Origin of the sequence: Microbacterium sp. Ru50, from assembly GCF_002920555.1 — a bacterium.
Classification (GTDB): Bacteria; Actinomycetota; Actinomycetes; order Actinomycetales; family Microbacteriaceae; genus Microbacterium; species Microbacterium arborescens.
This window is the reverse complement of sequence record NZ_PQSV01000001.1, coordinates 1,463,207-1,486,676: the sequence shown is the minus strand read 5'-3', so window position 1 is coordinate 1,486,676 and position 23,470 is coordinate 1,463,207. Positions and strand designations below refer to the sequence as shown.

Here is a 23,470-nt window from a genome sequence, read left to right as displayed (position 1 = left end):
TCACCAGATCACCGGGAGCCACACCGACATCTCGCCGGCTCCCCGATTGCCCCAGGCGAAGTACGGGATGAGGCGCGCGGGCGCGCGTCGCAGGGGCGCATCGTCGACGTCGGCGTACAGCTCATCTCCGGCGTCGACGGGGAGGACGGCGATCTCCGTCTCGAGCGCGACGACGCGCACATCGTCGATCTCGGTCTGGACGGGATGAAGCGCGGCGCCACGCTCGAGCGCCGCCTGCTCGAGCCGAACCTCGCGCGGCAGATCCGCGCTCTCGAGGCAGTACACGAGCGGGCCGCGTTGCACGGCCACCTGGTTCGTCAGCTCTTCGGCGAGCCGGTGGCCCCGCAGCATGCGCACCGGCAGCGGCAGGACGAGCTCGACGACCTCGCCCATCCGCCACTCCCGGTCGATGCGGGTGTAGGTGCCGGGCGCCGACACCGGCACCGGTTCGCCGGCGACGGTGAGGGTGGCGCCGGACGACCAGCCGGGGATGCGGAGATGGAGAGGCAGGGTGCCCGTCGCTGCGGTCACCGTGAAGACGATGGTGCCGTCCCATGGGTAGTCGCTCGTCTCGCTCAGCGCGAGCGCGTTGCCGTCGTCGTCGGCGACATCGATGTCGCTGCCGCCGTAGAGGTGGACGTACAGACCGTTGGACGAGAGCGACGCGGTGCGCTGGTGAAAGCTCGCGAGCGTACGTGCGATGTTCGGGGGGCAGCAGAAGCACGAGAGGTAGCGCTGGCGGAGGCGTTCGTCGGACGGCGGCGGTGCGGGCACGTCGACCTGGCCGGTGTCGCCCGGGCGCCGGAGCGCGTACGGCAGACCCCTCACCTGGCGGAGCGCGTTGGTGTAGAAGTACTCCGACCCGCGGAGGCTGATGCTCCCGAGCAGGCTGTTGTAGGCGACCTGCTCGATGATGTCGGCATAGCGGGCGTCTGGGTCGAGCGCGAGCATCCGCTCGCTCCAGAGGATCATGCCGATGTTCGCGCACGACTCCGCGTGCGCCGTGGCATGGGGCAGCTGGTAGGCGCGACCGTAAGCCTGGTGCACCCGGCTGATCTCGCTCTGCAGCGGATTGCCGTCGGGGGATGCCCCGTCGTACAGGGCGCCGCAACCCCCGGTGATGTAGAGCTTCGTGTCGACCACGTCGCGCCACAGACGCTCCAGCACGCCGCGCAGTTCCTCGTCGCCCGTCTCGGCGACGAGGTCGGCGAGCCCGGCGTACAGGTAGTTCGCCCGTACCGCATGACCGGCTACGACGGTCTGCTCGCGCACGGGCAGGCGGTCCTGATTGTCGTCGCCGCCCTCGTCGAACTCGTCTCGCACCCGGACGAACGACTCGGCCAGCCGCAGCCAGCGTTCGTCGGATGTCGCGCGGTAGAGATCGATCACGGCCATGTAGTGCGACGGGCAGATCGCGCTGCGGGCGAGTTCGACGGGCTTGTGCGTCGCGAGCGACTCGAGGAAGCCCGCGGCCTTCTGCGCGGCATCCAGCAGCGTCGTGCTGCCGGTCACGTGCCAGTGCCGCACACCCGCTGTGATGAGGTGGCCGAGGTTGTAGGTCTCGAAGTTGAACCGGTCCGCCAGCGCGCGGACGTCTTCGCCGCCGCGTTCGCCGATGAAGGTCGGCGTGTGAAGGTAGCCGTCGTCGCGCTGTATCGAGGCGATCAACTCGGCGATGTGCTGCAGCCGCGACGCGAGCTCGGGGTCGGGATCGGTCTCGAGACGGTCGACTGCGGCCTCGAACCACTTGTAGAAGTCGCCGTCCATGAAAGGCGGACCGACGTGAGAGCCGTTCTCGAGCCCCGCGGCGAGGCGGAAGTTCGTCAAGCCGGGGCTCACGTCGGGGTCGCTCAGCGACTCCCAGATGCCGGGGACGGTGACATCGCGAGTACGTTCTCGCAGCTCTCCCCAGAAGCCGCGGGACCAACGGCTCTGCTCGGCGTCGAGCGGCCGCAGGGGGGCGTGCGCGCGGGGCGCGGTGTTGGCGGGCATGGGGCGGGTCCTCTCGGAGTGCGGCTCAGTCTCGCGCCGGATCCGGGGACCGGCAAGCGATGCTCACCCGATTGAGCCACAAAGTGAATAGAATTTCAACCCCGACTGTGTTGACACATCCAGGGATCGACCCTACTGTCATCGATATACCCGCAGTCGGTGGCCGTTGCCCGTACAACGCCCACGCTCGTCGTCAAGGAGGACGCTATGAACATCCGCACCCCGCGGCGCAGCATGATCGTGACCGGTCTCGCGCTCGCATCCGTCGTCTCGCTGGCCGCATGCGCCGGTGGGACCGAGCCGGGGTCGTCCGGTGATGCCGCAGGCGGCGACTTCCCGGGTTCCGACCCCGAGAGCTTCACCGTCCTGACGGCGAACGAGAATCCCACGCTCGAAGCGCAGCTCGATGCGCTCGCCGCCGACCAGTGCAAGGCCGAGAACGAGGCGCTGCCGCTCGTTCACGAGAAGACGGCGCAGGCCGACACCGTGCAGAAGGTGACGCTGCTCGCGAGTCAGGATGCTCTGCCGGCGCATTTCATCGCCGGCACCGCGATGGTCCGTCCCGACGGCGATCTCGGCGTCGCCGACCTCGTTCTGAACTACGAGGACCTGCTCACGCAGACCGGCGCCTGGGACAACATCCTCCCCGCCGCCGCATCGACGGTGAACAACGTCTACGGTCAGATGGTCTCGCTGCCCTACCAGTACAACCTCGAGGGCATCTGGTACAACAAGACCGCTTTCGCCGAAGCCGGTCTCGCCGAGCCGAAGACGTTCGACGAGCTGACGGCGGCGAGCGAGAAGCTGGCTGCCGCGGGATATCAGCCGTTCGCGCAGGCCGGCTCGCAGGGCTGGCCGTTGACGCGCCTCATGGGCATGTACATCTTCCGCAACGTCGGTCCCGAGGCCATGACCGACATCCGCGACGGTGAAGCCAAACTCACCGACTCGGACTACGTCGCCGGCGCTCAGGCGCTGCAGGACATGGCCGAGGAGGGTTTCTTCGGCGACGGCTTCACCTCTCTCGAGCCCGACGCCGCGACTGCGGCGTTCCTGACCGGCAAAGCCGCGATGAAGTACGACGGCACCTGGCTGCTGAGTAACATCAACGACGCCTCGCAGAACCAGATCGGCGCCGAGAACGTCGGCTTCATGCCCTTCCCTGCGGTCACGGGGGGCAAGGGGTCGATCGACCAATGGCCGGCGAACGCCGGAACCGCGATGGCGGCGAACCCGAAGCTCGCCGGCCCCAAGGTCGCCGACTGGTTCTCCTGCATCGCCGAGAACTACGGCCAGCAGGCACTCCAGGATGCCGGCGTGCTGTCCGGCTTCAAGGTCAACGGCGAGGTGACCGACATCCCGGAAACGACAGCCGTCGTGCAGGAGAAGATCTCGGAGATCACCGAGACCGTGCTGTGGTTCGAGGCTCTGCTCGACTCGAAGTCGAACTCGCTCGCCTCGTCCAACGTCGCTTTGCTCACGACGGGGCAGATGACCCCCGAGCAGTACATGGCCGACCTGCAGGCGAGCGTCGACGCGAACCGCTGACCCCCTCTGTCCGGCGCCCGTCCTCGGCGGGCGCCGGACTCCTCACGACCGCGGAAGGACGCCGATGAACCGCGTCTTCGGGGATCGCAAGACGATCCTCATCCTCCTCATCCCGCCGCTGGCGATCTACGTCCTGCTCAAGGTCGTGCCGGTCCTGTGGTCGCTGGGACTCGCCTTCTTCGAAGGCAACACCCTGCGGGGGTTCGAGTTCGTCGGCATCGATAACTTCACGACGTTCGTGACCGACGGGGCCGCGCTGCAATCGCTCTGGGTGACGATCGGCTTCGCGATCGCGGCGACCGTCTCGCAGGTGACCCTCGGCTATCTGCTGGCGTTGCTCTACGTCTTCGTCCTCCGCAAGGGGTCGGCTTTCGTCCGCACGGCGGTGTTCTTCCCGATGGTGCTGCCCACCGTCGCGGTGGCGTTGCTGTTCCGCAGCTTCGTGGCGGTCGGCGACAACCAGGGGCCGGTCAACGACCTCATCAACTTCTTCGGCGGCGACAGTGTGGAGTTCATGGCCTCGACGGCCGGCACGATGGCCACGGCCATCGTGATGACGCTCTGGAGCTCGATGGGTTTCTATGCCGTCCTGCTCTACACCGGGCTACTGGACATCCCCGACGAGATCATCGAGTCCTCGCGGCTGGATGGCGCCGGCGGCCTGCGGCTCGTGCGCCACATCATCGTTCCGCTGTCGGCTCCCATCCTCCTGTCGTCGATCATTTTCAGCCTCAACTCCACTCTCAAGGTCTTCGACAGCCTGCTGGCCCTCAACAAGGGCGGGCCCGGCACGTCGACCTCACCGCTCACCCTGTACATGTACCGCACCGCGTTCGAGTACGCCGAGTACGGCTACGGCAGCACGATCGCCCTCGTGCTGACCCTGCTCTGCCTCGTGTTCACGCTGACCGTGTTCCGTTCCTCGAGCAAACGCGTGGAGGACTGAGATGACCGCCACCCAGACCCTCACCCAGGCCCGCCCGCAGTCGCGCAAGGTCGACCAGCCGCGTCGCCGCCGCAGGCTCCGGCATTACGTGCGGCGCATCCCGGTGTGGCTCGTCGTCACCGTGCTGCTCGTCGTCGTCCTCTACCCGCAGCTGTGGATGATCCTCGGTTCCTTCAAGACGCAGACCGAGTTCTTCGAGAATCCGACGTGGGCTCTGCCGGAGACCTGGACCTTCGACAACTATGTCTCGGCCCTCACCCGCGGCAACGTCGCCATCAACTACCGCAACAGCCTCCTGGTGACGCTCCCGTCGGTCGGACTCATCATCATCTTGGGCGTCGCAGCCGGGTACGTGCTCGAGGTCATGATCTGGAGAGGGCGCCGCAAGGTTCTCCTGTTCATCCTCGCGGGCATCATGGTGCCCGGCCAGATGATCCTCGTGCCGCTGTTCACCGTCTACTTCCGGCTCGGCCTCACCAACTCGCTGTGGCCGCTGATCCTGACGTACACGGCTATGGGGATTCCGCTGACGACCTTCCTCATGGCGGCCTACTTCCGGTCGGTTCCTCGCGAGATCTTCGAAGCGGCGACGATGGACGGCGCGAGTCCGCTTCGATCGTTCTTCGTCATCGCCCTCCCGCTGATGAAGAACTCCATGCTGACGATCGGGCTCGTCCAGTTCTTCAGCGTGTTCAACGATCTGCTCATCGCACTGACGTTCACGACCAAACCCGACCTCGCCACCATCCAGGTGGGCTTGCTCAGCCTGTCGGATGAGTACGGTTCTACTCAGTACGGACCGCTATTCGCGGCGATCAGCATCAACATCGTGGTTCTGCTCATCGTGTTCGTGTTCCTGAACAAGAAGATCATGGCCGGCCTCGCTGCCGGCTCTCTGAAGGGATGACAATGACGCGCGTCGCGTTCCTCCACACCGGGGCGGTCAACATCGCCCCGTTCGGCGAGCTGGCGGCCGAGCTGCTGCCGGGCGCCGTGGTCGTGAACTATCTGGACGACCGGATCGTGGCCGATCTGACAGACCCGGCGCGAGCCGCATCGGTGCCGGGCCGGGTCGAGGCACTCGTACGAGCCGCCGCGGCCGGTGGCGCCGACGCCGTCATGTTCACCTGCTCGTCGATCTCGGAGCTCGCCGCCCCCGCCTCCGTCGCGGCGGGTATCCCGATACTGCGCGTCGACGAGGCCATGGCGGATGCCGCCGTGGCCTCGGGTCGCCGCATCCGGGTGCTCGCGACGCTCGCCACAACGAGCCGGCCCACGACCGCACTTCTCCGCGAGAGAGCACGGGTCGCCGGCCTTCACCCCGAGATCAGCGACGAGGTCGTCGACGGGGCGTTCGAGGCCGTGGTGGCGGGAGACCGGGCGACCCACGACCATCTCGTGGGCGCCGCCATCTCGCGTGCGGCCGCCGACGCCGACGTGATCGTGCTCGCTCAGGCTTCTATGGCCGGCGCGGCCCGGTCGGTCGACGTCGGGGTGCCGGTGCTCACGAGCCCGCGCTCGGGCGTCGAACGCCTCGCGGCGTCACTGGCCTGAGGGCTGCTCGTCCGTCGCGAGCGACTCCGCTGTGCGGAGATCGGTGATCAGCGTCGTCACCCACCCGCCGGCCACGGCTCCTCGGATCGCGTCGAGCTTGCGAGGTCCGCCGGCGACTCCGACGCGCCGCGGAATGCGACGCAGATCGTCGACGGGGATCGCGATGATCCGGTCGTCGATGTCGCCGCGCACGAGCGAACCGTCGGCGCGGAAGATGCGGTGGCAGATGTCTCCGACCGCACCCGCCGCGAGCAGAGGGGCTCGCTCATCGGGCGTGAACGCGTTTCCGCTCGTGGCGAGCACATCTGAGGGCTCCACGCTGCCGATCCCCATGATCGCCATCGTCAGTTCGCGCCAGCGGTGCGTGACGTCTTGCATGGACGCGTCGGCGAGGAGGCTGTCGCGGATGTCGGGTCCGGCCACGAGCCCCGGCGCTGGCACGTAGACCGGTTCGGCGCCCAGCGTGCTGGCGAGCTCGCCGAGGATGCGGTGCGAGTGGCTCTGGGCCTCGGCCGCGCCCATCCCGCCCAGCAACTGCACGATCTCCGTGGCGCCCCGTGTCGGGAACGGCCGCATGCGATCCACCATTGCGAGGATGGTCTGGCTCCACGACGAGACGCCGATGCGGTCGGAGCCCGAGAGAGTCGCCTCGAGGTAGGCCGCCGCGCCCGCGCCGATCGAGGCGAGCGTCTCGTTCTCGTCGGCGTCGGGGTCGACGTCCACGACGACCACCTCGGTGAGTCCGTAGTGCTTCTCGAGCTGCTCCTCGAGCTCGGTATAGACACCAGGGGCGACCGTGACGATGGTGCGGACGATCCCGAGAGCCTCGGCGCGCTTGAGCAGCCGAGAGACCTTGGCCTGCGAGATGCTGAGCGCCTGTGCGATATCGGCCTGTCGCGTTCCGCGCTCGTGGTACATGCGTGCGATCTTTGTCATCAGGCGCACCTGCCCGTCTTGCGGACGGGTGAAGCGGCTCATCGACACGCGTGCTCCGATCATGAGGATTCCGTGGTGGGGGCGAGGAGTCCCTCTAACACCCGATGGTGGGCGCCGGCGTCGAGAGTCTCGGGTTCGCGCCCGGAGATATCCAGGATGCCATGCGCCCCCGCCGGCACGATGAGGTTCAGCGTCAGATCGTCGCCGGACCGCTGCCACGAGATCGCTGCCTCGCCGTAGGGGGTGAGGTGGCGCGCTCTCGCCCAGCTCAGTCGCGACGTCGGCCTCGGCGCGAACCGGATGCTCCGATAGCCGGGCTCCGCGGCCGAGAGGCCGGCGACGGTGCCATGTAGCCAGTCGGCGACCGCGCCCAGTGCGTAGTGGTTGAAGGAGGTCATGGTTCCCGGGTTCACGGTGCCGTCGGGGAGCATCGAGTCCCAGCGCTCCCAGATGGTCGTTGCACCCATATCGACCTGATAGAGCCAGGACGGGCACGATCGTTCCAGGACGAGGTCGTAAGCCCGCTCGACATGGCCCGCGGCGCTGAGCGCGCCGGTGATGAGCGGTGTGCCCACGAAGCCGGTGGCGATGCGGGAACCGGCCTCGGCGACGAGCGCAGCGAGACGGTCGGCAGCGAAGCGGCGACGTGCGGCATCCGGGACGAGGTCGAATGCCAGGGCGAGCGCGTAGGCGGTCTGGGCGTCGCTGGTCATGCGTCCCTCAGCGTCGATGTAGGCCGCCGCGAATGCCGCGCGCACCTCGTCGGCCAGGCGGGAGTAGTGTTCGGCGTCGTCGCTTTCCCCGATCTCGCTCGCGATGCGTGCCAGCGTCCGAGCCGAGTGCGCAAAGTAGGCGGTGGCCACCAGATAGCGATCGGTCCGCGCGTCGGCGGGATCCTGCGGCGGGGCGGCCGGATCGAGCCAATCGCCGAGCTGGAACCCGGTGTTCCACAGTCGTTCCGGTCCCGCCAACCGTGTCACGAGGTCGACCCAGCGGCGAGCGCTGTCGTACTGCGCCGCCAACACCCCGCGATCGCCGAAGCGCTCGAACAGAGTCCACGGCAGGAGGGTCGCGACGTCGCCCCAGGCCGCCCCGGGACGAATCGGCGTCCACATGTGGTGGGCGGGGATGACCGGGACGTACCACGGCACTGTGCCGTCGGGCAGCTGCTCGATCGCGAGGTCGCGCAGCCACCCGGCGAGCATTCCGGAGACGTCGAAGAGGAAGGATGCCGTCGGTCCGAACACCTGGATGTCGCCCGTCCAGCCGACCCGCTCATCGCGCTGCGGACAATCGGAAGGAATGTCGACGATGTTCCCGCGCATGCTCCAGACGACGTTCTCGTGCAGGCGGTTGAGCGACGGATCCGACGAGTCGAACCACCCCGTGCGCTCGACGTCGCTGTGGATGACGCGCGCGACGAGATCGCCCGATGCTGAAGCCGCGTCGATGTCGCCGGGCCAGCCGGTGACCTCGACGTACCGGAACCCGTGGAAGGTGAACCGCGGCTCCCATTCCTCTCCGTCCGGTCGTCCCGCGAGCGTGTAGCTGTCGCTCGAGCGCGCGCCGCGAAGCGGGCGGGTGTAGATCTCGCCGTCCTGAAGGATTTCCGCGGTGCGCATCGTCACGGTCCGGCCCGCCTCGCCGCGAACGCGGATGCGTACGCGGCCGACGAGGTTCTGGCCGAAATCGAGGATGCGCTCGCCGGTGGGTGAGGTGAGTACGGCGACGGGAGCGATCTCCTCCGTGCAGCGCACCGGCGGCGAGGTCGGAGCGACGAAGGTCGCCGGGTCGCGGTGACGCGCCTGGACCGGCTGCCAGTCGGAGGCGTCGAACTCGGCGGTGCTCCAGCCCGCGAGTTCCGTCCGGGCGTCGTAGTCCTCGCCGTCGTAGATGCCGGAGCGGAGGATCGGTGACGGGGCGGCACGCCAGGTGGGGTCGGTGCAGACGAGCTCGCGCGAGCCGTCCTCGTAGGTGAGCTCGAGCTGGGCGATGAACGACAGGTCGTTCCCGTAGATGTTGCGGAAGGCCGCACGCCATCCGAGTCTGCCGCGGTACCACCCGTCGCCGAGCCATGCGCCGATGGCGTTCTGTCCCGTCCGGACCATCCCGGTGACGTCGAAGGTGCGGTAGCGCAGCCGCCTGCCGTACACGGTCCACCCCGGGGCGAGGATGTCGTCGCCGACCCGCTGGCCGTTGAGCTCGGCCTCGTAGACGCCATGCGCGGAGGCGTAGAGGCGGGCGCGAGCCAGGCCGGGCCCGACCTGGAACGAGCGTCGCACGAGAGCCGGGCGGCGGTCGTCGGCGTCGGGGTCTTCGTTCCAGATGGCTCCGACCGGATGCGCGCGCCAGTCCGCGGCCTCGAGCAGCCCGGCCTCCAGCTCCGTCTCGTCCGACGCGATCCAGGCGCCGGACTCGTCGGCGACCGCGACGCTCACGCTCACGCGCTCTCGGGAGGCGAGGGGCGCGAACGGCCAGGGGACGAGCACCTGCTCAGGGGACGTCTGCTCGTGCGCTTCGATGCGCCCATCGCCACGGCGGGCCCGGACGCGGTATGCCCTCTGACGCCAGCGGGGGGCGTCCGAGACGGTCCACGACAGCCGAGGTTCGCGTTCTCCGATGCCCAGGGGGTCGCGATGGTGTTCGATGCGCGGGGCGCTGATGATCCCCATCCGACCTCCTGGGTAAACAATTTGCACTATAGAATGATTATGCAACGATGCGGGAGGAGATGCGAGCGATGACGCACACGATCGGTGTCACCGGCAGCGGGGGCAAGCTCGGGCGCGCGACGGTGGAGCGCCTGCGGGCCCGAGGCGACGACGTCGTGGGCTTCGACATCGTCGGCACGCCGGGTGCGGGGTTCACACGCGTCGACCTTGCCGACTACGGCCAGACGCTCGACGCGTTCCTCGGCGTTACCGCCCGTCATCGCGGGCTCGACGCGGTCGTGCACCTCGCCGCGATCCCCGTGAACGGCCTCGTGCCCGACGCCGCGACATTCCATGCGAATGTCGCGGCGACCTTCAACGTGCTCTTCGCCGCGCACCGTGCCGGCATCCGCCGCATCGTGCTCGCGTCGAGCATCACCGCGGCCGGTTTCCCGTTCGCCGACGCGCCGTGCGCTCTGCCCGTCGACGAGACGGTCTCGTCCGCGAACAACACCTACGCACTGGGCAAGGTCGTCGAGGAGTCGATGGCTGCGCAGTTGGTGCGCTGGGAGGAGGGGGCCTCGATCACAGCCCTCCGTTTCACCAACGTCGTCGCCCCCGACGAGTACGCCACGTTCGCCCGCGCGAGCGACCCCGACTATCGCCGGGACCTCCTGGGCACCTGGGTCGACGCCCGTGACGGCGCGCTCGCGATCGAGCTCGCCCTGGATGCGGCGCGGCCGGGCTTCGAGGTGTACAACGTGGCAGCGCCCTCGTCGGGCATGGCCGCGCCCTCGCGTGAGGTCGCGGCGCGCTGGTTCCCGACGGCGACGGTGGCCGCGGACCTCGGCGAGTTCGAGTCGCTTCTCTCGACGCGCAAGATCCAGCGCGACCTCGGCTTCCGCGCTCAGCACGACTGGCGTGCATCGTGACCTCGGCGGACACGGCGACGTCGGTGGGCACGACGATCGAGCTCGCCTTCGAGGGCCCGGCTGTGCCCATCCCCGCCACGCGGACACCGCTGACCGTCACCGCGCGGTGCGGAGACCGGGAGCTCGACGTTCCCGGCTTCTGGGATGGCGGGCGGAGTTACCGGGCGCGCTTCCTGCCGGATCGGCCGGGTGAATGGAACTGGCGCAGCTCGAGCCCTGCTCCGGAGCTGGACGGGCGCAGCGGTTCGGTGGCCGTCCTGCCCGGGGATGCGCTCGGTCCCGTCCGCGTCGCGCACCGCTTCCATTTCGCCCACGCCGACGGCAGACCCCATCGCCCGCTCGGCGCGACGGTATACAACTGGCTCCACCAGGATGACGCCGTCCTGAAGCAGACTGCGGACGACCTGGCGCAGGCGGGGTTCAACCGTCTGCGGTTCCTCGTCTTCCCGCAGACCGGCGGCTACGTGACTCACTATCCGACGCTGGTGCCGTTCGAGCGCGACGGCACCGGTCGCTGGGATGTCTCGCGACCGGTCCCGGCGTTCTTCCAGCGTCTCGATCGGGCGGTGCGGCTGCTCGATGCGCGCGGCATCCAAGCCGACGTGCTCGTCCTCAACGCGTACGACGACGGCACGTTCGGTCTCGGAGAGCTGACGGAGGACGAGGATGCCGCTTACGCTCGCTATCTCGTCGCGCGCCTCAGCGGCTACGCGAACATCTGGTGGTCGCTCTGCAACGAACACGACATCCTCGACCGACCCGCCGATCGCTGGGACCGCCTCGGAGGTGTGATCGCCGCCGCGGACCCGCACGACCACCTGCGCTCGATTCACAACCTCACCGAGCTGTTCGACCACAATCGTCCTTGGGTGACGCACGCGTCGATCCAGAACGGCCACGCCGTCGCCGAGCTCGGCCGGGCCGTCCTGTACCGAGATGCCTACGCCAAGCCGGTCGTGTTCGACGAGGTGAAGTACGAGGGCGACATCCCGTTGCGCTGGGGGCAGCTGTCAGCGGAGGAGCTCGTGCATCGATTCTGGGTGGCGACCGTCTCGGGCTGCTACGCCTCGCACGGGGAGAGCTTCGAACGCGACGACGGGAGCCTGCACATGGTGGCGGGCGGCAGGCTGCAAGGACGCTCGCCCGCACGACTTCGGTTTCTTCGCGGCATCCTCGAGTCGATCGACGGCCCCGGCCTCGATCCGATCGACAAGTGGGACGATCCGCAGTTCGTCGCGGGCATACCGGGTCGGGTGTACGTCACCTACCTCGGTCGCTCAGCGCCTCCGGCATGGGAGTTCCGTCTGCCGCAGGCGACGGATACCGGCGCGCCTCTGCGTCCCGGCGACGCCTTCGACGTGGAGATCATCGATACGTGGGCCATGACGATCGAGCCCGTCGGGTGCCGATTCGTGCTCGACGACGTGGGCCGGAACGAGGCGTTCGCGCGTGCCGCAGAGGCCATCGACCTCCCCGCCGGCCGGCCCGTCGCGCTGCGCATCGCACGGACCGCGGCCTCGGAGCGCGAGAGTGCGTACATGCACGGTTCCGACCCGCTCTAACCGTGCGGATGCGCGTCCTCGGCGCGAGGCGAGGCGAGGCGAGGCGAGGCGAGACGGGAGGCGGGGGGAGCGTCAGGGGCGGGACCAGGTGCCGGGGGAGAGGGTGAGGGAGATGGGGGTGGGGGTGGTCACCGTGAGCGTGCGGGGGCGGGTGTCGAGGTTGGCCGCCAGCACCGTGATCTCGCCCCGACGCTCGGCGCCGACGGCCCAGACGAGACCGTCGGGGCTCGAGCCCGAGAGCAGCTCGCCGCCCGCGAGCCCGGCGAGGGCTGCGATCGCCTCGGCGACCGGCAGCGCCGTGCCATCGGAGTCGAGGATGCCGCGCGGCCCCCACGACTCGAAGAACGTCAGGCTCGCGACGCCGGGCACGGCGAGGGCCGCGGCACTCGCGATCGTCCAGGCCGCGAGCTCGGCCGCGTGCTGGCGCGGGTCGTCGGCGTCGGTCAGGTGCGTGCCGTAGCCGGCCGACAGATCGGATGCCGCGGGGCGCGGCGGCGCCGTCGTGGCGACGTCGTTGAAGTGCGGCCGCAGGGTCACCGGGCCGACGTGCACCGGCACCCCGCCGCCGATCTCGACCGCCTGCGTCGCGACCAGGCGCTGCATCGCGAGCGACTCGACGAGCTGCTCGGTGTCGCGGCTGTGGAAGAGCGGCGTGACGCTGAACGTCAGTCCCGCGAGACCCCGCGGCAGGCGGTGCTGCTCGCGGTTGAGCTCGGTGAAGTGCGATCGCACGCCGCCGACGACCGGCACGGTGCGGCGCGAACGCTCCAGCGCCCCGCGGAGCATCGCGGCGGCCGCCTCATCCGCGACGTGACGGGCCGCTCCCGTGGGCTGGAACGCCGCCACGCGCGAGACATCGCGATCCGCGAGTGCGGCGACTGCGTCGGAAAGCGCCGCGGTGATCGCAGCATCCGCGTCGCCCGACACCCCCGCCTCGGCGGGCAGCACGAACCGGACGTCGAGGGGAGGGCCCTCGGATGCCGCGCGCTCGAGCGCCGCCGGCCACCCCGGCCATGCCAGGTCGAGCTCGACGAGCGTCGTCGCCGCGGCGACGGACCCGATGCCTGCGGGCGCCGGGTCGGGGGCGGTCGACGCGCTCAGCCCGATCGCGGGGAAGGTTCCGGCGCGCCGCAGCTCGATCACGGCATCCCCGATCACATCGCTCTCGGCGGCGGAGTCCTCGGTCGGCGCGGCACCCCGCGTCGGCGCGGCCTCAGCCGTGACGGTGATCTGCTGCCGCACGCGCTCGCCCGCCGCGACCGGGTAGGGGAACGGCAGTGCGAGCGGCCGGCTGTAGACCTTGAACGAGGCGTCGGTCCAGTTGCGCTGGTCCTCCATCTCGAACACATCGCCGTCGAACGCGAGCCCGACATCGACGCCGCCGTCACGCCACCGCAGACCCGCGATGTCGAGCACCGGCTGGTGGGGGCTGATGGCGACCGGAAGCGCCGTCTGCGACACCCCGCCCGTGCTGTGGGTCACCGACAATCCGGCCCCGGCCGCCGAGGGCGGGATGAGGGCGACGAGGCCCGTGCGGTTCGTCTCGATGGGCGTCGCCGCCTCGAGGTCGCACAGCACCCGCAGGCTCTCGCCGCGGACCTCGGCGCGGACGACGCCGCTCAGCGGCATCCGCTCGTCGCCGGTCCGCACGTGCATCGTGAGGCTGGTCTCGCCGGCGGTGACCCGGTCGACGACGAGGTCGAGCGTGTTCCAGTCGCGGTCGCGCACGACGGCCCGGATGCTGCGCAGCACGCGCCGGCCATCCCGTCGGATGTCGGCGAACTCGTCGACGCGCAGCTCGAACTCCCATGCCCCGATCCGTCGCCGATCCGCGGCGTCGCGCCCCCACATCTCCGGCATCCTCAGAGGGTCGTCATGCCGCCGTCGACCGAGAAGGTCGCCCCCGTCGCGAACGAGCCCTCATCGCTCGCGAGGTAGACCATGATGCCGGTGACGTCGGCGGGGGTGCCGGCGCGGCCCACGGGGATGCGCGAGACGATCGCCGCCCGCGACTCCGGGTCGTCGCTGATGGCCGACACGAGCGGCGTCTCGGTGTACGCGGGCTGGACGGTGTTCACCCGGATGCCGCGATCGGCGTATGCCGCGGCGACCGTGCGGCCGAGCCCGTGCACGCCGGCCTTCGACGCGCTGTAGGCGGTGAACGCCCACCCCTCGCCGTTGACGGCGGTCGGGCTCCCGGTCAGGATGATCGACCCGCCGCCGCGCGACAGCAGCGCGCGGACGGCGTACTTCACGGTGAGGAACGTCCCGGTGAGGTTGATGTCGATCGTCCGCCGCCACACGTCGAGGTCGAGGTCGGCGGCGGGTGCGTCCTGTCCGAAGAGCTGCACGCCGGCGTTCGCGACGACGACGTCGGGCGTCCACCCCGCCGACTCGACCTCGGCGAAGGCCGCCGCGACGGCGGTCTCGTCGGAGATGTCCATCGTCACGGCGCGCGCGAGCGGCCCGAGCGAGGCCGCCGCGTCGCCGACGGCCGGCCCGTTGCGGTCGGCGAGAACGACGCGCGCGCCCTCGGCGACGAAGCGCTCGGCGACGGCGTGTCCGATGCCCATCGCAGCGCCGGTCACGAGCGCCGTCTTGCCCTGCAGTCTCGTCATCGTCGTCGTCCTCAGCGCTCGATGTGATCCAGGTGCAGCATCCGGGCGAGGTTCTTGTCGAGCTCGTCGTCGCGGAAGATCTTCTTCCAGTCGTCCTTGATGATGCTCTCGCGACCGTAGTCCATCGCGATCAGGCACGCATCGCTGAACGGGTTGTCGCCGCGCAGGCCGTTCGCGAGGGCGACCTGCGTGTGGCCGTACAGGATGCTGCGGGCCGCGGCCTCGGGCACGCCCATCGTGTGGATCGCCTCGTGGAGTGCCTCGTTCAGGAGCGACCCGATCATGCAGGCGACGGTCTCGACGAGGGTCGGCTCGAGCTGCGCGAGCTGCTTGATCGTCACCCAGTGCACGTCGATGACCGGTGCGTAGATCGCGCGAACGGTCTCTTCGACGATGCGCTGCTTCTCGGGGTCGTCCGACTCGATCGCGGCGATCGCGTCCTGCGGGGCCGCGATGCCGCCGAACGTGTCGGCCCACTCCTCCTTCGTGGTCCGCTCGAGGAAGACCGACGGGTGGCACGGGTGCGCGACGGCCTGGATGACGTCGTCGCGCGTCGTGAGCAGGCCCGCGTAGGCGGCGGCCGGGTCGAGCGTCAGCACGATGGCGCCCGGCTTGAGCTGGGGGACGAGATCGGCGGTCACCGGTCCCAGCGCGAGGTCGGGCACGGCGAGCACGACGATGTCGGCGTCGGCGACCGCGGCGGCGGCATCCGTCAGCTCGCGCCCGGCGGCGATCGTGCGCTCGCGCCCGGCCGGGGAGTTCTCGACGTAGAAGACGGTGTGATCGGTCTTGACGAGGTTGTTGGACACGCGCGTGCCCATCTTCCCGCCCGCTCCGACGACGGCGATCGTGTGGCTCATCAGGTGCTCCTCAGGTATTCCAGGGTGGCGCGGGTCCAGTCCCGCTCGGTTCGGACAGTGGTCTCGGCATCGCCCTGCCAGGGCAGCCAGTGCTCGACGATCTCGTTGACCTCGCGCTCGTCGACCCCGCGCTCGCGCGGCCTCACGGTCTCGAGCAGATGGGGGTAGTCGTGCAGGCCCTCGCCCATGCGGGCACCGGTGAACGTGAAACCGACCCAGCCGGGCTGCCGGGCGAAGGCGAAGTCCTTCACGTGGATGTTCGTGACGTAGGGCGCGGCGAGCTCGACGGTCTCGCGCGGCAGCTCCAGGCGCGCGACGACGTTGGCCGGGTCGAGGCACACCCCGAGGGCGGGGCTGTCGACGGCCGCGATGAGCCGCGTGAGATCTGCGGTCGACACCTGCTCGTAGGTCTCCAGAGCGAGGGAGACCCCGGCTGCCTCGTACGCGGGCAGGATGCCGCGCAGCCACGCCTCGGCCTCGGCCAGCGTCGGGCGGGAGTCGGGGGCGTAGATCATGCTGCGCACGAGCCGCGCGTCGAAGACCGCGGCGAGCTCGAGGAAGCGGGTCAGACGCTCGGGGGCGACCCCCTTCGTGCCGACCTCGATCGTCAGGCCGAGGTCACGGGCCGCAGCGGCCGCATCGCGCAGCTCGATGCCGTCCATGAGCTCCAGCGGCGCGTAGTCGCAGATCTGGAACAGGTCGACGCCGAGCTCGCGGGTGCGCTCGAACGCGCCGACGAGCGAGAGGGGCTGGGATGCACGCTCGGAGTGCTCCCACAGGAAGGCATAGGTGCCGAGGCCGATCACGACGTCGCTCCGTCCTGCGTGCTGCGGGCTGCCGCGAGCTCGGCGGCTTCATCGATGACGCGGCCGAAGGCGGCGGCGTCGTGCGCGAAGCGCCCGAGGAAGAGGCCGTCGACGGCGCCCTCGAGCCGCGCGAGCAGACCGGGGCCGGCCGAGCCGCCGTAGATGACGCTCGATCCGGCGCGCTCCGGATCGGCGTCGAGCGCTGCCCGCAGCGCGCGGCTCACGGTGACGATGTGCGCTGTGGGTGCGGGCTCGGGGGCGCCGATCGCCCACACCGGCTCGTACGCCACGACGACCCGGCCGGCGGGAGCCCCCGTGAGATCCGCGTGCAGCTGTGCGACGGCCGTGCGTGCCGCGGACTCGGCATCCGTCCGTTCCGGCTCTCCGATGCAGAGCACGGGGGTGACGCCGTGTCGCAGGGCCGCCGCTGCCTTGGCCGCCGTGATCTCGTCGGTCTCGCCGAACAGGCGCCGGCGTTCGGCGTGGCCGATCTCGGCGAACGCGCCGCCCGACTCCGCGACCTCCGCCGCGGTGATCTCGCCGGTGTAGGCGCCGGGTTCGTACGCCGAGACGTCCTGCACCCCCACGCGGACGCCGGCGGGCGCGAGGTAGTCGCGCGCATCGTCGAACTGCAGGTAGGTGGGGATGACGAAGACCTCCACGGCGCCGCTGCGCACGGCCTCGCGCTCGCTCACGGCGGCGGCGACCTCGCCGAACCACACGCGGGCGGCGCGTCGGCCGAAGTACGCCTTGAGGCTCACCCCGACGGTCACGGGCGTCATCAGCAGGATCCGGTGCTCTCGTACCGGTCGATGACGGCCACCTTCTCGGCCGAGGCGGAGGACGTGTCGAAGCGGTAGGTCAGCCACTCGCGGACGAGGCGGCGCGCGAGCTCGATACCCACGACCCGCTGGCCCATCGTCAGCACCTGCGCGTTGTTGGAGAGCACCCCGCGCTCGACCGAGAACGAGTCGTGCGCCGTGACGGCACGGATGCCGGCGACCTTGTTGGCTGCGATCGCGACACCGAGCCCGGTGCCGCAGATGAGCAGGGCGCGGTCGGCCTCGCCGCGTGCGACCCGCTCGGCGGCCTCGATCGCGACGGTCGGGTAGGGGGTGTGGCCGTCGGCGCCGACGCCCACGTCGATGACCGACGCGACGCCGGCGCTGGCCTCGAGGTCGCGCTTGAGCACCTCTTTGTAGTCGAAGCCGGCGTCGTCGCAGCCGATGACGATGCGGAGCGGTTCGGTCATGACGGGGTCCTCTCGTGGTGGGTGAGCACGTCGCCGACGGCGGTGACGATGAGCGCGAGGGAGTGCGCGCCCGGGTCGGGGGTGCCGACGCTGTGCTGGCCGTGGGTGCGCGCCCGGCCCATGCGGGGGAGCAGCGCGGCGGTCGCGGCAGCGGCGGCCGACGCGGCGGATGCCGCCGAGCGCCAGGCCTCGGCCAGCGTCGCGCCGCCCGCGACCGCGGTCGTGAGCTGCGCGCTGAAGGGAACGAGGGCGTCGACCATCGTCTTGTCGCCGAGCTCCGCCTTGCCGTACGACATCACCCCGCGGGTGGCTGCGGCGACACCTGCGGCCACCCCGGCGGCATCCGGCCGTCCCGTGTCGCCGAGCGTGCTCGCGACCGAGGTGAGGATGACGCCCCACAGGGCCCCGGACGTGCCGCCGGCGCGGTCGGACCAGGCATCGGCGGCGCGGGCGAGCGTCGTGGCGGCGCCGGCCCCGGCGGCCGCGCTCTCGTGGGCGGCCGCGCGGGCGGCGTGCGAGCCTCGCTGCATCCCGATGCCGTGGTCGCCGTCGCCCGCGATCGCATCCATCCGTCCCAGCTCGTCGACGTGGGTGTCGACCGTGCGGGCGACCGTGTCGACCACCTCGACGACCACGCGGGCGACGGACTGCGAGTCGGTGTCGCCGGGGACGATGGCGGTGGCGGTGTCGGCTGCGCCGGCGTCCTCGGGCTGGGCCGCGCGGCCCGCGGCCTCGGGCGCGACGGAACCGCGGCGATAGGCCGGGGTGTCGACGGGGGTCTCCCACAGTTCGGCGAGCTCGTCGTCGAGCCAGAACAGCGTGAGCGAGGTGCCCGCCATGTCGAAGCTCGTGCAGTATTCGCCCACGTGCGGGTCGATGACCTCGAGGCCCGCGTCGGCGAGCAGTTGGGCGATGCGCCGGTAGACGACGAACATCTCCTCGTGCTTGAGCGACCCCAGGCCGTTGAGGATGGGCACGACGCGTCCGTCCGCGCCGTCGGGGCGTTCGGCGAGCAGCCGCGACACGAGCAGCTCGGCCAGCCCGTCGGCGGTCGGCACCTCGGCCTCGTCGATGCCCGGCTCGCCGTGGATGCCCAGTCCGATCGCCATGCGCCCCTCGGCAACGCTGAACAGAGGTGCGGGGGCGCCCGGAAGCGTGCATCCCGAGAACGCGACGCCGAACGAGCGCGTCCGGTCGTTCGCGAGGCGAGCCACGCGCGCGACGTCCGCGAGGTCGTAACCGGCGGATGCCGCGCCCGCGGCGGAACGGAAGACCGTGAGGTCTCCCGCGATCCCGCGCCGCCGGTGGATCTCGTCAGCCGATGCGCTGGCGATGTCGTCGGTGACGGCGACCGTCTCGCACGCGATGCCTTCGGCGCGCAGCCGCTCCTGCGCCGCGTCGAAGTTCAGCACGTCGCCGGCGTAGTTGCCGTACGAGAACAGCACCCCGCCGCCGCCGTGAGCTGCGCGGGCGACGGCGTGGATCTGCTGCGTCGAGGGGGAGGCGAAGAGGTTGCCCATCGCGGCGCCGTCGGCCAGGCCTGCCCCGACGAGCCCGCCGAAGGCCGGGTAGTGGCCCGATCCGCCGCCGACGACGACGGCCACCCGGCCCGCGGGCGCGGGCGTGGTGCGGACCACGCCTCCCGAGACGCGTCGGACGTAGCGCGCGTTGGCCGCGACGAAGCCGTCGATCATCTCGTCGGCGAAGTCGGCCGGGTCGTTCCACAGGCGGGTCATCGTGTCGCGGGCCCGTTCTGCGTCGCGGCGGCCGTCTGGCCTGTTCGCGGGACGGCCGCGGGAGCCATCCGGTCGCCGCGCGCGAGCAGCGCCATCAGCACGGCCGAGACGAGCATCATCACGCCGACGATGACCATCGGCACCTCGTAGCCCCCGGTCCAGTCGCGGACGGCGCCGGTGATGTAGGGCGCGCTGAAGCCGGCGAGGTTTCCGACGGTGTTGATCAGGGCGACACCGGCGGCGGCCGCGGCTCCCGTGAGGAAGCGGGTGGGCAGGGTCCAGAAGTTCGGCAGGGCGGCGAAGATCGCGCACGCGGTGACCGTGATGACGGCGATCGTCGCGGCGGGCGAGCCGGCGAAGAGCGCGAGCGGGATCGATACGGCGCCGGCCACGGCGGGCACCGCGATGTGCCAGGTCTTCATGCCGCGGCGGTGGGCGTCGCGCGACCACAGGACCATGACGATCGCCGCGGGCAGGTACGGGATCGCGGTGATCAGGCCCTTCTGGAAGACGTCGAAGGTCTGGCCCGTCTGCTGCTGGAAGCCCTCGATGATCGTCGGGAGGAAGAACGCCAGCGCGTAGAGGCCGTAGATGAAGCCGAAGTAGATGAACGACAGCGCCCACACGCGTCCGCTGCCGAAGGCGAACCGTGCCGAGACGTGCTTCTCGCGTGCCTCGGTCGCCGACCGCTCGGCCGCGAGGGCTCCGGTGAGCCAGGTCTTCTCGTCGGTCGTCAGCCACGCGGCATCCGCGGGGGAATCCTTCAGGTAGAACCACGCCACGACGCCGACGACGACGGCGGGGATCGCGACGCCGAGGAACATGAACCGCCATCCCTCGAGCCCGAAGAAGACGCCGTGCTGCTGGATCAGGGCTCCGGCCAGCGGCGCTCCGATCACGGTGGTGAGGGGCTGGGCCAGGTAGAAGAGCATGAGGATGCGGCCGCGGTAGCGCGAGGGCACCCAGAGGCTCAGGAACAGGATCGCGCCGGGGAAGAACCCGGCCTCGGCGACACCGAGCAGGAAGCGCAGGACGACGAGCTGCTCGAAGTTCTGCACCCAGGTGAACAGCACGGCGACGATGCCCCAGCTGACCATGATGCGCGCGAGCCACTTGCGGGCGCCGAAGCGGTGCAGGGCGAGGTTGGAGGGCACCTCGAGCAGGATGTAGCCGATGAAGAACACCCCCGAGGCGAACCCGAACTGCGCGGCGCTCAGGGCGAGGTCGTCGTTCATGCCGTTCGGGGCGGCGAAGCCGATCGCGGTGCGGTCGAGGTAGTTGATGAAGAACATCAAAGCCACGAAGGGCACCAGGCGGATCGCGACCTTGCGGATCGCGGAGCGGGCTACGGGGGATTCCGTTTCGGAAGAGGTGTCCACGCTGACTTCCCATCGTCGGTTGCGCGATGGGTTGCCTCATCGCTCGGCTAGTTTGGCAAACCGGTTGACCAATTGCAACCCGAGGGGCGCCGGGTAGGTTTGTCGTCATGCCCGCCTATCGCTCCGACGGATCGCCCGACCTCGCGGCATCCCTCGCGGCGCTCCCGGCGCGCACCCCCGTCTCGGAGGTGGCTCGGCGCCTGCTCGACCTGTTCACGTCGGGCGAGGTCGCCCCGGGAACGCGGCTGCCTCCGGAGCGACAGCTCGCCGCGACGCTCGAAGTCGGCCGATCGGCCGTGCGCGAGGCGCTCGCCGCCCTCGAGATCCTCGGCATCGTCGACGTGCGCCCCGGCTCGGGCACGTACCTGCGCGGTGCGGCGAGCGAGCTGCTGCCGCAGACGCTGCGGTGGGGGCTGCTCATCGGAGAGCGAAACACGCACGAGCTGATCGAGCTGCGATCGGGACTGGAGATTTACGTCGCCCGCCTCGCCGCCGCGGCGGACGGTTCGGGCGACCTCGAGGCTCACGTCGAGCGGATGCGGTCGACGCTCGGCGACCTCGGCGCGTTCGCCCGCGCCGACCTGGCGTTCCACCACGAGCTGGCCCGCATCGCCGGCAACGCGATGCTGATCGATCTGCTCCACGTCGTGCGGTCGCTGCTGCAGGTCTACGCCGACCGTGCGGTGCACGACGACGAGCAGGCCCGCCGCGCGCTCGCCGAGCACGAGGAGATCGCCCGTGCCGTCGCCGCCGGCGACGAGGATGCCGCGGCCTCGGCCATGGCCACCCACATGGCCACCGCCGCCCGCCGCATCGCCCCCTGACCGGCCGCTCACAGAACCGCGAGGTCCCACTTCGGCCGGTTATCCGGGTCCCATACCCGGCCGAACGGGGACCTCGCGGTCGGTGCCCGCGCGGGGGGTGGGGTCAGTCGGAGAGACGGGTGAGGCGGATGGCCATGTAGGGGCGGCCGGGAAGCTCGACGCGCAGCTGGCCGCGATGCTCGCCCGGCACCGGCTCGACGGTCATGTTCCAGGTGTCGACGACCTCGACCCGCCAGGCGCCCTCCTCGAGGATGACGTTGCGGAACCGTGGGCGGTTGAATCCGAAGTAACCGATCTTCACGGCTCCCGCGACCCCGCCCCACGGCACGTCCCAGTCGCTCGGCAGGGGGTCCCACACCCCGGTCGGCGACTCGGACTGGAGGCGCTCCAGGAACGCGATGCGCTCGGGGGACGACCCGTGCAGCTCGCCGCCCTTCGACCACCAGAGGACCTCGTCGTCGCGGCCGTGCGCGGGCGGGTAGTAGGTCTCGCCGTGGCCGACGTAGCCGCCGCGCACCGCGCCCTCCCAGAATCGCCGCGTCATCTCCTCGCCGGTGATGTTGCCCCAGCCCTGGTCGATGTCGCCCTCGTAGGCGCACTCATCGATGACGACGGGCTTTCCCCACTGCTCGCGCCACTGATCGGTGTTCTCGGCCGTGCGGTAGACGTCGACCCGCTGGATGCTGACGTGCGTGATCCAGGGCTTGTCGTAGTCGTAGACCGGTCGGCAGTTGTGGATCGAGTTGAGGTGACCGAACGCGTCCTCCTCGCCGACAACGGCGGCGAGCCGCTCCCAGTCGTCGAGGTCCTTCGACCACAGCAGGTCGTACTCGTTGGCCATCGACCACCACACGTTCGCATAGCCCGACAGGCGTCGCACGACGTAACGCAGGTAGCGCTCGTCGACGGCCGGTCCGAGGTCGGCGAAACCCCATCGGTCGTAGGCGTGGAAGAGGATGACGTCGGCCTCGATGCCGAGCTCGCCGAGCTGGGCGATCCGCCTCTCGAGGCGGCGGAAGTGCGCGGGGTCGAAGCGCTCGAGGTCGAAACCGTCCGCGAGGCTGCCGACGAAGGGGAAGTCGGCCGGCTCGTCGCTGTTGTACAGGTACGACTTCGGGAAGACGCACATGCGGAGCTTCGCGAAGGATGCCGCAGCGAGGGTCGACAGCGTCTGCTCCTGCAGCTCGTCGGGCTGGTGCGTCCAGGCGTACGCCGTCGTCCCGAGCGGACGGTGTCTCGTGCCGTCGGCGTGCCGGAAGTGGAAGCCGTCGACGCGAACCGGTCCGTGCGAGCCCGCGCGTGCCGTGACGACCTCGAGAGCGCCGGTGATGCCGTCGAGCGACCGCGCCGTCGACCGGGTGCGGAAGGTCCAGGCGCCGAGAGCGTCGGCGAGGGCGCGGATGACGTAGACGCCGTCGCCGTCGTAGAAGCCGCCGACCCGCACCTCGGCGCCGTCCCTCTCAAAGATCGCGTCGAGCTCGACGTCGACGAAGGGGTTGCCGTGGGCGGGGCCGGTGATGCGGATCTCGATCGGGTCCCACAGGGCTGCGCTCGCCGGTACGTCGAGCGCAGCCGACCCGCGCGCGATGTCGTCGCCCTCGTATGCGGGATCGGGCTCGAGCGCCGGCGCGTACGGCGGTCGGGGCGCGCCGCTGCCGACCTCGGCGAGAGCCGCGAAGAAGCGCTCGCGCTCGGCGAGGTCCTCGAGCGCTGGCACGATCGCGACGAGCTGGCCGAGACGACCGCCCCGGAACTGGGTCGCCATCGGCGAGGCGGCGATCCCGGGCATGTACCGCTCGAGGATGGCGCGCGCGGCGGGGTCGTCGAGGGCTTCGCCGAAGGTCGTGGCGCGGTCGAACATTCATGCCTCCTGG

Annotated in this window: 19 protein-coding genes; 7 read left to right on the top strand and 12 right to left on the bottom strand. The window is 70.5% G+C overall.

The window, feature by feature from the left end:
* Entirely contained in the window at positions 1-1,992 is a 1,992-nt protein-coding gene (locus tag C3481_RS07025) for a glycoside hydrolase family 127 protein (protein ID WP_103841369.1), read from the bottom strand.
* A gap of 207 nt (positions 1,993-2,199) precedes the next feature.
* Here C3481_RS07025 and C3481_RS07020 point away from each other — a divergent pair, with 207 nt between their 5' ends.
* The 4 genes from C3481_RS07020 (at position 2,200) to C3481_RS07005 (ending at position 6,040) form a co-directional block, all read left to right on the top strand.
* The gene (locus tag C3481_RS07020) at positions 2,200-3,540 is read left to right on the top strand and encodes an ABC transporter substrate-binding protein (RefSeq protein ID WP_103841367.1); all 1,341 of its coding nucleotides are present in this window, start codon (positions 2,200-2,202) and stop codon (positions 3,538-3,540) included.
* A 64-nt stretch (positions 3,541-3,604) separates the two neighbouring features.
* The gene (locus tag C3481_RS07015; RefSeq protein ID WP_103841365.1) at positions 3,605-4,486 is read left to right on the top strand and encodes a carbohydrate ABC transporter permease; all 882 of its coding nucleotides are present in this window, start codon (positions 3,605-3,607) and stop codon (positions 4,484-4,486) included.
* A 1-nt stretch (position 4,487) separates the two neighbouring features.
* Complete coding sequence (locus C3481_RS07010) at positions 4,488-5,393, top strand: carbohydrate ABC transporter permease (RefSeq protein ID WP_103841363.1); 906 nt, start codon at positions 4,488-4,490, stop codon at positions 5,391-5,393.
* A 2-nt stretch (positions 5,394-5,395) separates the two neighbouring features.
* Positions 5,396-6,040 carry an aspartate/glutamate racemase family protein gene (locus tag C3481_RS07005; protein ID WP_258039043.1) on the top strand — a complete coding sequence of 215 codons (645 nt, stop codon included), beginning with the start codon at positions 5,396-5,398 and terminating at the stop codon, positions 6,038-6,040.
* Here C3481_RS07005 and C3481_RS07000 read toward each other — a convergent pair.
* Together C3481_RS07000 and C3481_RS06995 are read right to left on the bottom strand one after the other, a co-directional pair.
* Positions 6,029-6,976 carry a sugar-binding transcriptional regulator gene (locus C3481_RS07000; RefSeq protein WP_258039042.1) on the bottom strand — a complete coding sequence of 316 codons (948 nt, stop codon included), beginning with the start codon at positions 6,974-6,976 and terminating at the stop codon, positions 6,029-6,031. The genes C3481_RS07005 and C3481_RS07000 overlap by 12 nt on opposite strands.
* A gap of 59 nt (positions 6,977-7,035) precedes the next feature.
* Entirely contained in the window at positions 7,036-9,648 is a 2,613-nt protein-coding gene (locus tag C3481_RS06995) for an alpha-L-rhamnosidase (protein ID WP_103841359.1), read from the bottom strand.
* Between the two features lie 68 nt (positions 9,649-9,716).
* Between C3481_RS06995 and C3481_RS06990 the strand changes: the two genes are divergently transcribed.
* Both C3481_RS06990 and C3481_RS06985 read left to right on the top strand, forming a co-directional pair.
* The gene (locus C3481_RS06990) at positions 9,717-10,559 is read left to right on the top strand and encodes an NAD(P)-dependent oxidoreductase (RefSeq protein WP_103842063.1); all 843 of its coding nucleotides are present in this window, start codon (positions 9,717-9,719) and stop codon (positions 10,557-10,559) included.
* Positions 10,556-12,121, top strand: coding sequence for a DUF4038 domain-containing protein (locus tag C3481_RS06985; protein WP_258039041.1), 1,566 nt, complete (start codon positions 10,556-10,558; stop codon positions 12,119-12,121). The genes C3481_RS06990 and C3481_RS06985 overlap by 4 nt, the downstream gene beginning before the upstream one ends.
* 72 nt (positions 12,122-12,193) lie before the next feature.
* Here the strand turns inward: C3481_RS06985 and C3481_RS06980 are convergent, their stop codons facing one another.
* The 8 genes from C3481_RS06980 to C3481_RS06945 are packed head-to-tail and all read right to left on the bottom strand — an operon-like array spanning position 12,194 to position 20,772.
* Positions 12,194-13,981: a hypothetical protein gene (locus C3481_RS06980; protein WP_258039040.1), complete on the bottom strand. Its 1,788-nt coding sequence runs from the start codon at positions 13,979-13,981 to the stop codon at positions 12,194-12,196.
* A gap of 2 nt (positions 13,982-13,983) precedes the next feature.
* The gene (locus C3481_RS06975) at positions 13,984-14,739 is read right to left on the bottom strand and encodes an SDR family NAD(P)-dependent oxidoreductase (protein WP_064956278.1); all 756 of its coding nucleotides are present in this window, start codon (positions 14,737-14,739) and stop codon (positions 13,984-13,986) included.
* An 11-nt stretch (positions 14,740-14,750) separates the two neighbouring features.
* Entirely contained in the window at positions 14,751-15,599 is an 849-nt protein-coding gene (locus C3481_RS06970; RefSeq protein ID WP_103841355.1) for a phosphogluconate dehydrogenase C-terminal domain-containing protein, read from the bottom strand.
* Positions 15,599-16,405 (bottom strand): sugar phosphate isomerase/epimerase, encoded by an 807-nt coding sequence (locus tag C3481_RS06965; RefSeq protein WP_103841353.1) that lies wholly within the window; start codon positions 16,403-16,405, stop codon positions 15,599-15,601. The genes C3481_RS06970 and C3481_RS06965 overlap by 1 nt, the downstream gene beginning before the upstream one ends.
* Positions 16,402-17,187: a triose-phosphate isomerase family protein gene (locus C3481_RS06960; RefSeq protein ID WP_103841351.1), complete on the bottom strand. Its 786-nt coding sequence runs from the start codon at positions 17,185-17,187 to the stop codon at positions 16,402-16,404. The genes C3481_RS06965 and C3481_RS06960 overlap by 4 nt, the downstream gene beginning before the upstream one ends.
* Positions 17,187-17,657, bottom strand: a complete 471-nt coding sequence (locus C3481_RS06955; protein WP_023952574.1) for a ribose-5-phosphate isomerase — start codon at positions 17,655-17,657, stop codon at positions 17,187-17,189. Before C3481_RS06955 ends, C3481_RS06960 begins: the two co-directional genes overlap by 1 nt.
* A complete protein-coding gene (locus C3481_RS06950; protein WP_103841349.1) occupies positions 17,654-19,393 on the bottom strand; it encodes a dihydroxyacetone kinase family protein in 1,740 nt (579 codons plus the stop codon). Before C3481_RS06950 ends, C3481_RS06955 begins: the two co-directional genes overlap by 4 nt.
* Entirely contained in the window at positions 19,390-20,772 is a 1,383-nt protein-coding gene (locus C3481_RS06945) for an MFS transporter (protein ID WP_103841347.1), read from the bottom strand. The genes C3481_RS06950 and C3481_RS06945 overlap by 4 nt, the downstream gene beginning before the upstream one ends.
* A gap of 107 nt (positions 20,773-20,879) precedes the next feature.
* Between C3481_RS06945 and C3481_RS06940 the strand changes: the two genes are divergently transcribed.
* Positions 20,880-21,596, top strand: a complete 717-nt coding sequence (locus C3481_RS06940) for a FadR/GntR family transcriptional regulator (RefSeq protein WP_071918557.1) — start codon at positions 20,880-20,882, stop codon at positions 21,594-21,596.
* 103 nt (positions 21,597-21,699) lie between these two features.
* Here C3481_RS06940 and C3481_RS06935 read toward each other — a convergent pair whose 3' ends face one another.
* On the bottom strand, positions 21,700-23,457 hold the full coding sequence (locus C3481_RS06935; protein ID WP_103841345.1) for a DUF5605 domain-containing protein: 1,758 nt from the start codon (positions 23,455-23,457) through the stop codon (positions 21,700-21,702).
* Between the last annotated feature and the right edge of the window lie 13 nt (positions 23,458-23,470).

Excerpts from the sequence above, each read along its gene's own strand:
- C3481_RS07025 (WP_103841369.1), bottom strand. The coding sequence starts at position 1,992 with ATGCCCGCCAACACCGCGCCCCGCGCGCACGCCCCCCTGCGGCCGCTC.
- C3481_RS07020 (WP_103841367.1), top strand. The coding sequence starts at position 2,200 with ATGAACATCCGCACCCCGCGGCGCAGCATGATCGTGACCGGTCTCGCG.
- C3481_RS07015 (WP_103841365.1), top strand. The coding sequence starts at position 3,605 with ATGAACCGCGTCTTCGGGGATCGCAAGACGATCCTCATCCTCCTCATC.
- C3481_RS07010 (WP_103841363.1), top strand. The coding sequence starts at position 4,488 with ATGACCGCCACCCAGACCCTCACCCAGGCCCGCCCGCAGTCGCGCAAG.
- C3481_RS07005 (WP_258039043.1), top strand. The coding sequence starts at position 5,396 with ATGACGCGCGTCGCGTTCCTCCACACCGGGGCGGTCAACATCGCCCCG.
- C3481_RS07000 (WP_258039042.1), bottom strand. The coding sequence starts at position 6,976 with ATGACAAAGATCGCACGCATGTACCACGAGCGCGGAACGCGACAGGCC.
- C3481_RS06995 (WP_103841359.1), bottom strand. The coding sequence starts at position 9,648 with ATGGGGATCATCAGCGCCCCGCGCATCGAACACCATCGCGACCCCCTG.
- C3481_RS06990 (WP_103842063.1), top strand. The coding sequence starts at position 9,717 with ATGACGCACACGATCGGTGTCACCGGCAGCGGGGGCAAGCTCGGGCGC.
- C3481_RS06980 (WP_258039040.1), bottom strand. The coding sequence starts at position 13,981 with ATGCCGGAGATGTGGGGGCGCGACGCCGCGGATCGGCGACGGATCGGG.
- C3481_RS06975 (WP_064956278.1), bottom strand. The coding sequence starts at position 14,739 with ATGACGAGACTGCAGGGCAAGACGGCGCTCGTGACCGGCGCTGCGATG.
- C3481_RS06970 (WP_103841355.1), bottom strand. The coding sequence starts at position 15,599 with ATGAGCCACACGATCGCCGTCGTCGGAGCGGGCGGGAAGATGGGCACG.
- C3481_RS06960 (WP_103841351.1), bottom strand. The coding sequence starts at position 17,187 with ATGACGCCCGTGACCGTCGGGGTGAGCCTCAAGGCGTACTTCGGCCGA.
- C3481_RS06955 (WP_023952574.1), bottom strand. The coding sequence starts at position 17,657 with ATGACCGAACCGCTCCGCATCGTCATCGGCTGCGACGACGCCGGCTTC.
- C3481_RS06950 (WP_103841349.1), bottom strand. The coding sequence starts at position 19,393 with ATGACCCGCCTGTGGAACGACCCGGCCGACTTCGCCGACGAGATGATC.
- C3481_RS06940 (WP_071918557.1), top strand. The coding sequence starts at position 20,880 with ATGCCCGCCTATCGCTCCGACGGATCGCCCGACCTCGCGGCATCCCTC.
- C3481_RS06935 (WP_103841345.1), bottom strand. The coding sequence starts at position 23,457 with ATGTTCGACCGCGCCACGACCTTCGGCGAAGCCCTCGACGACCCCGCC.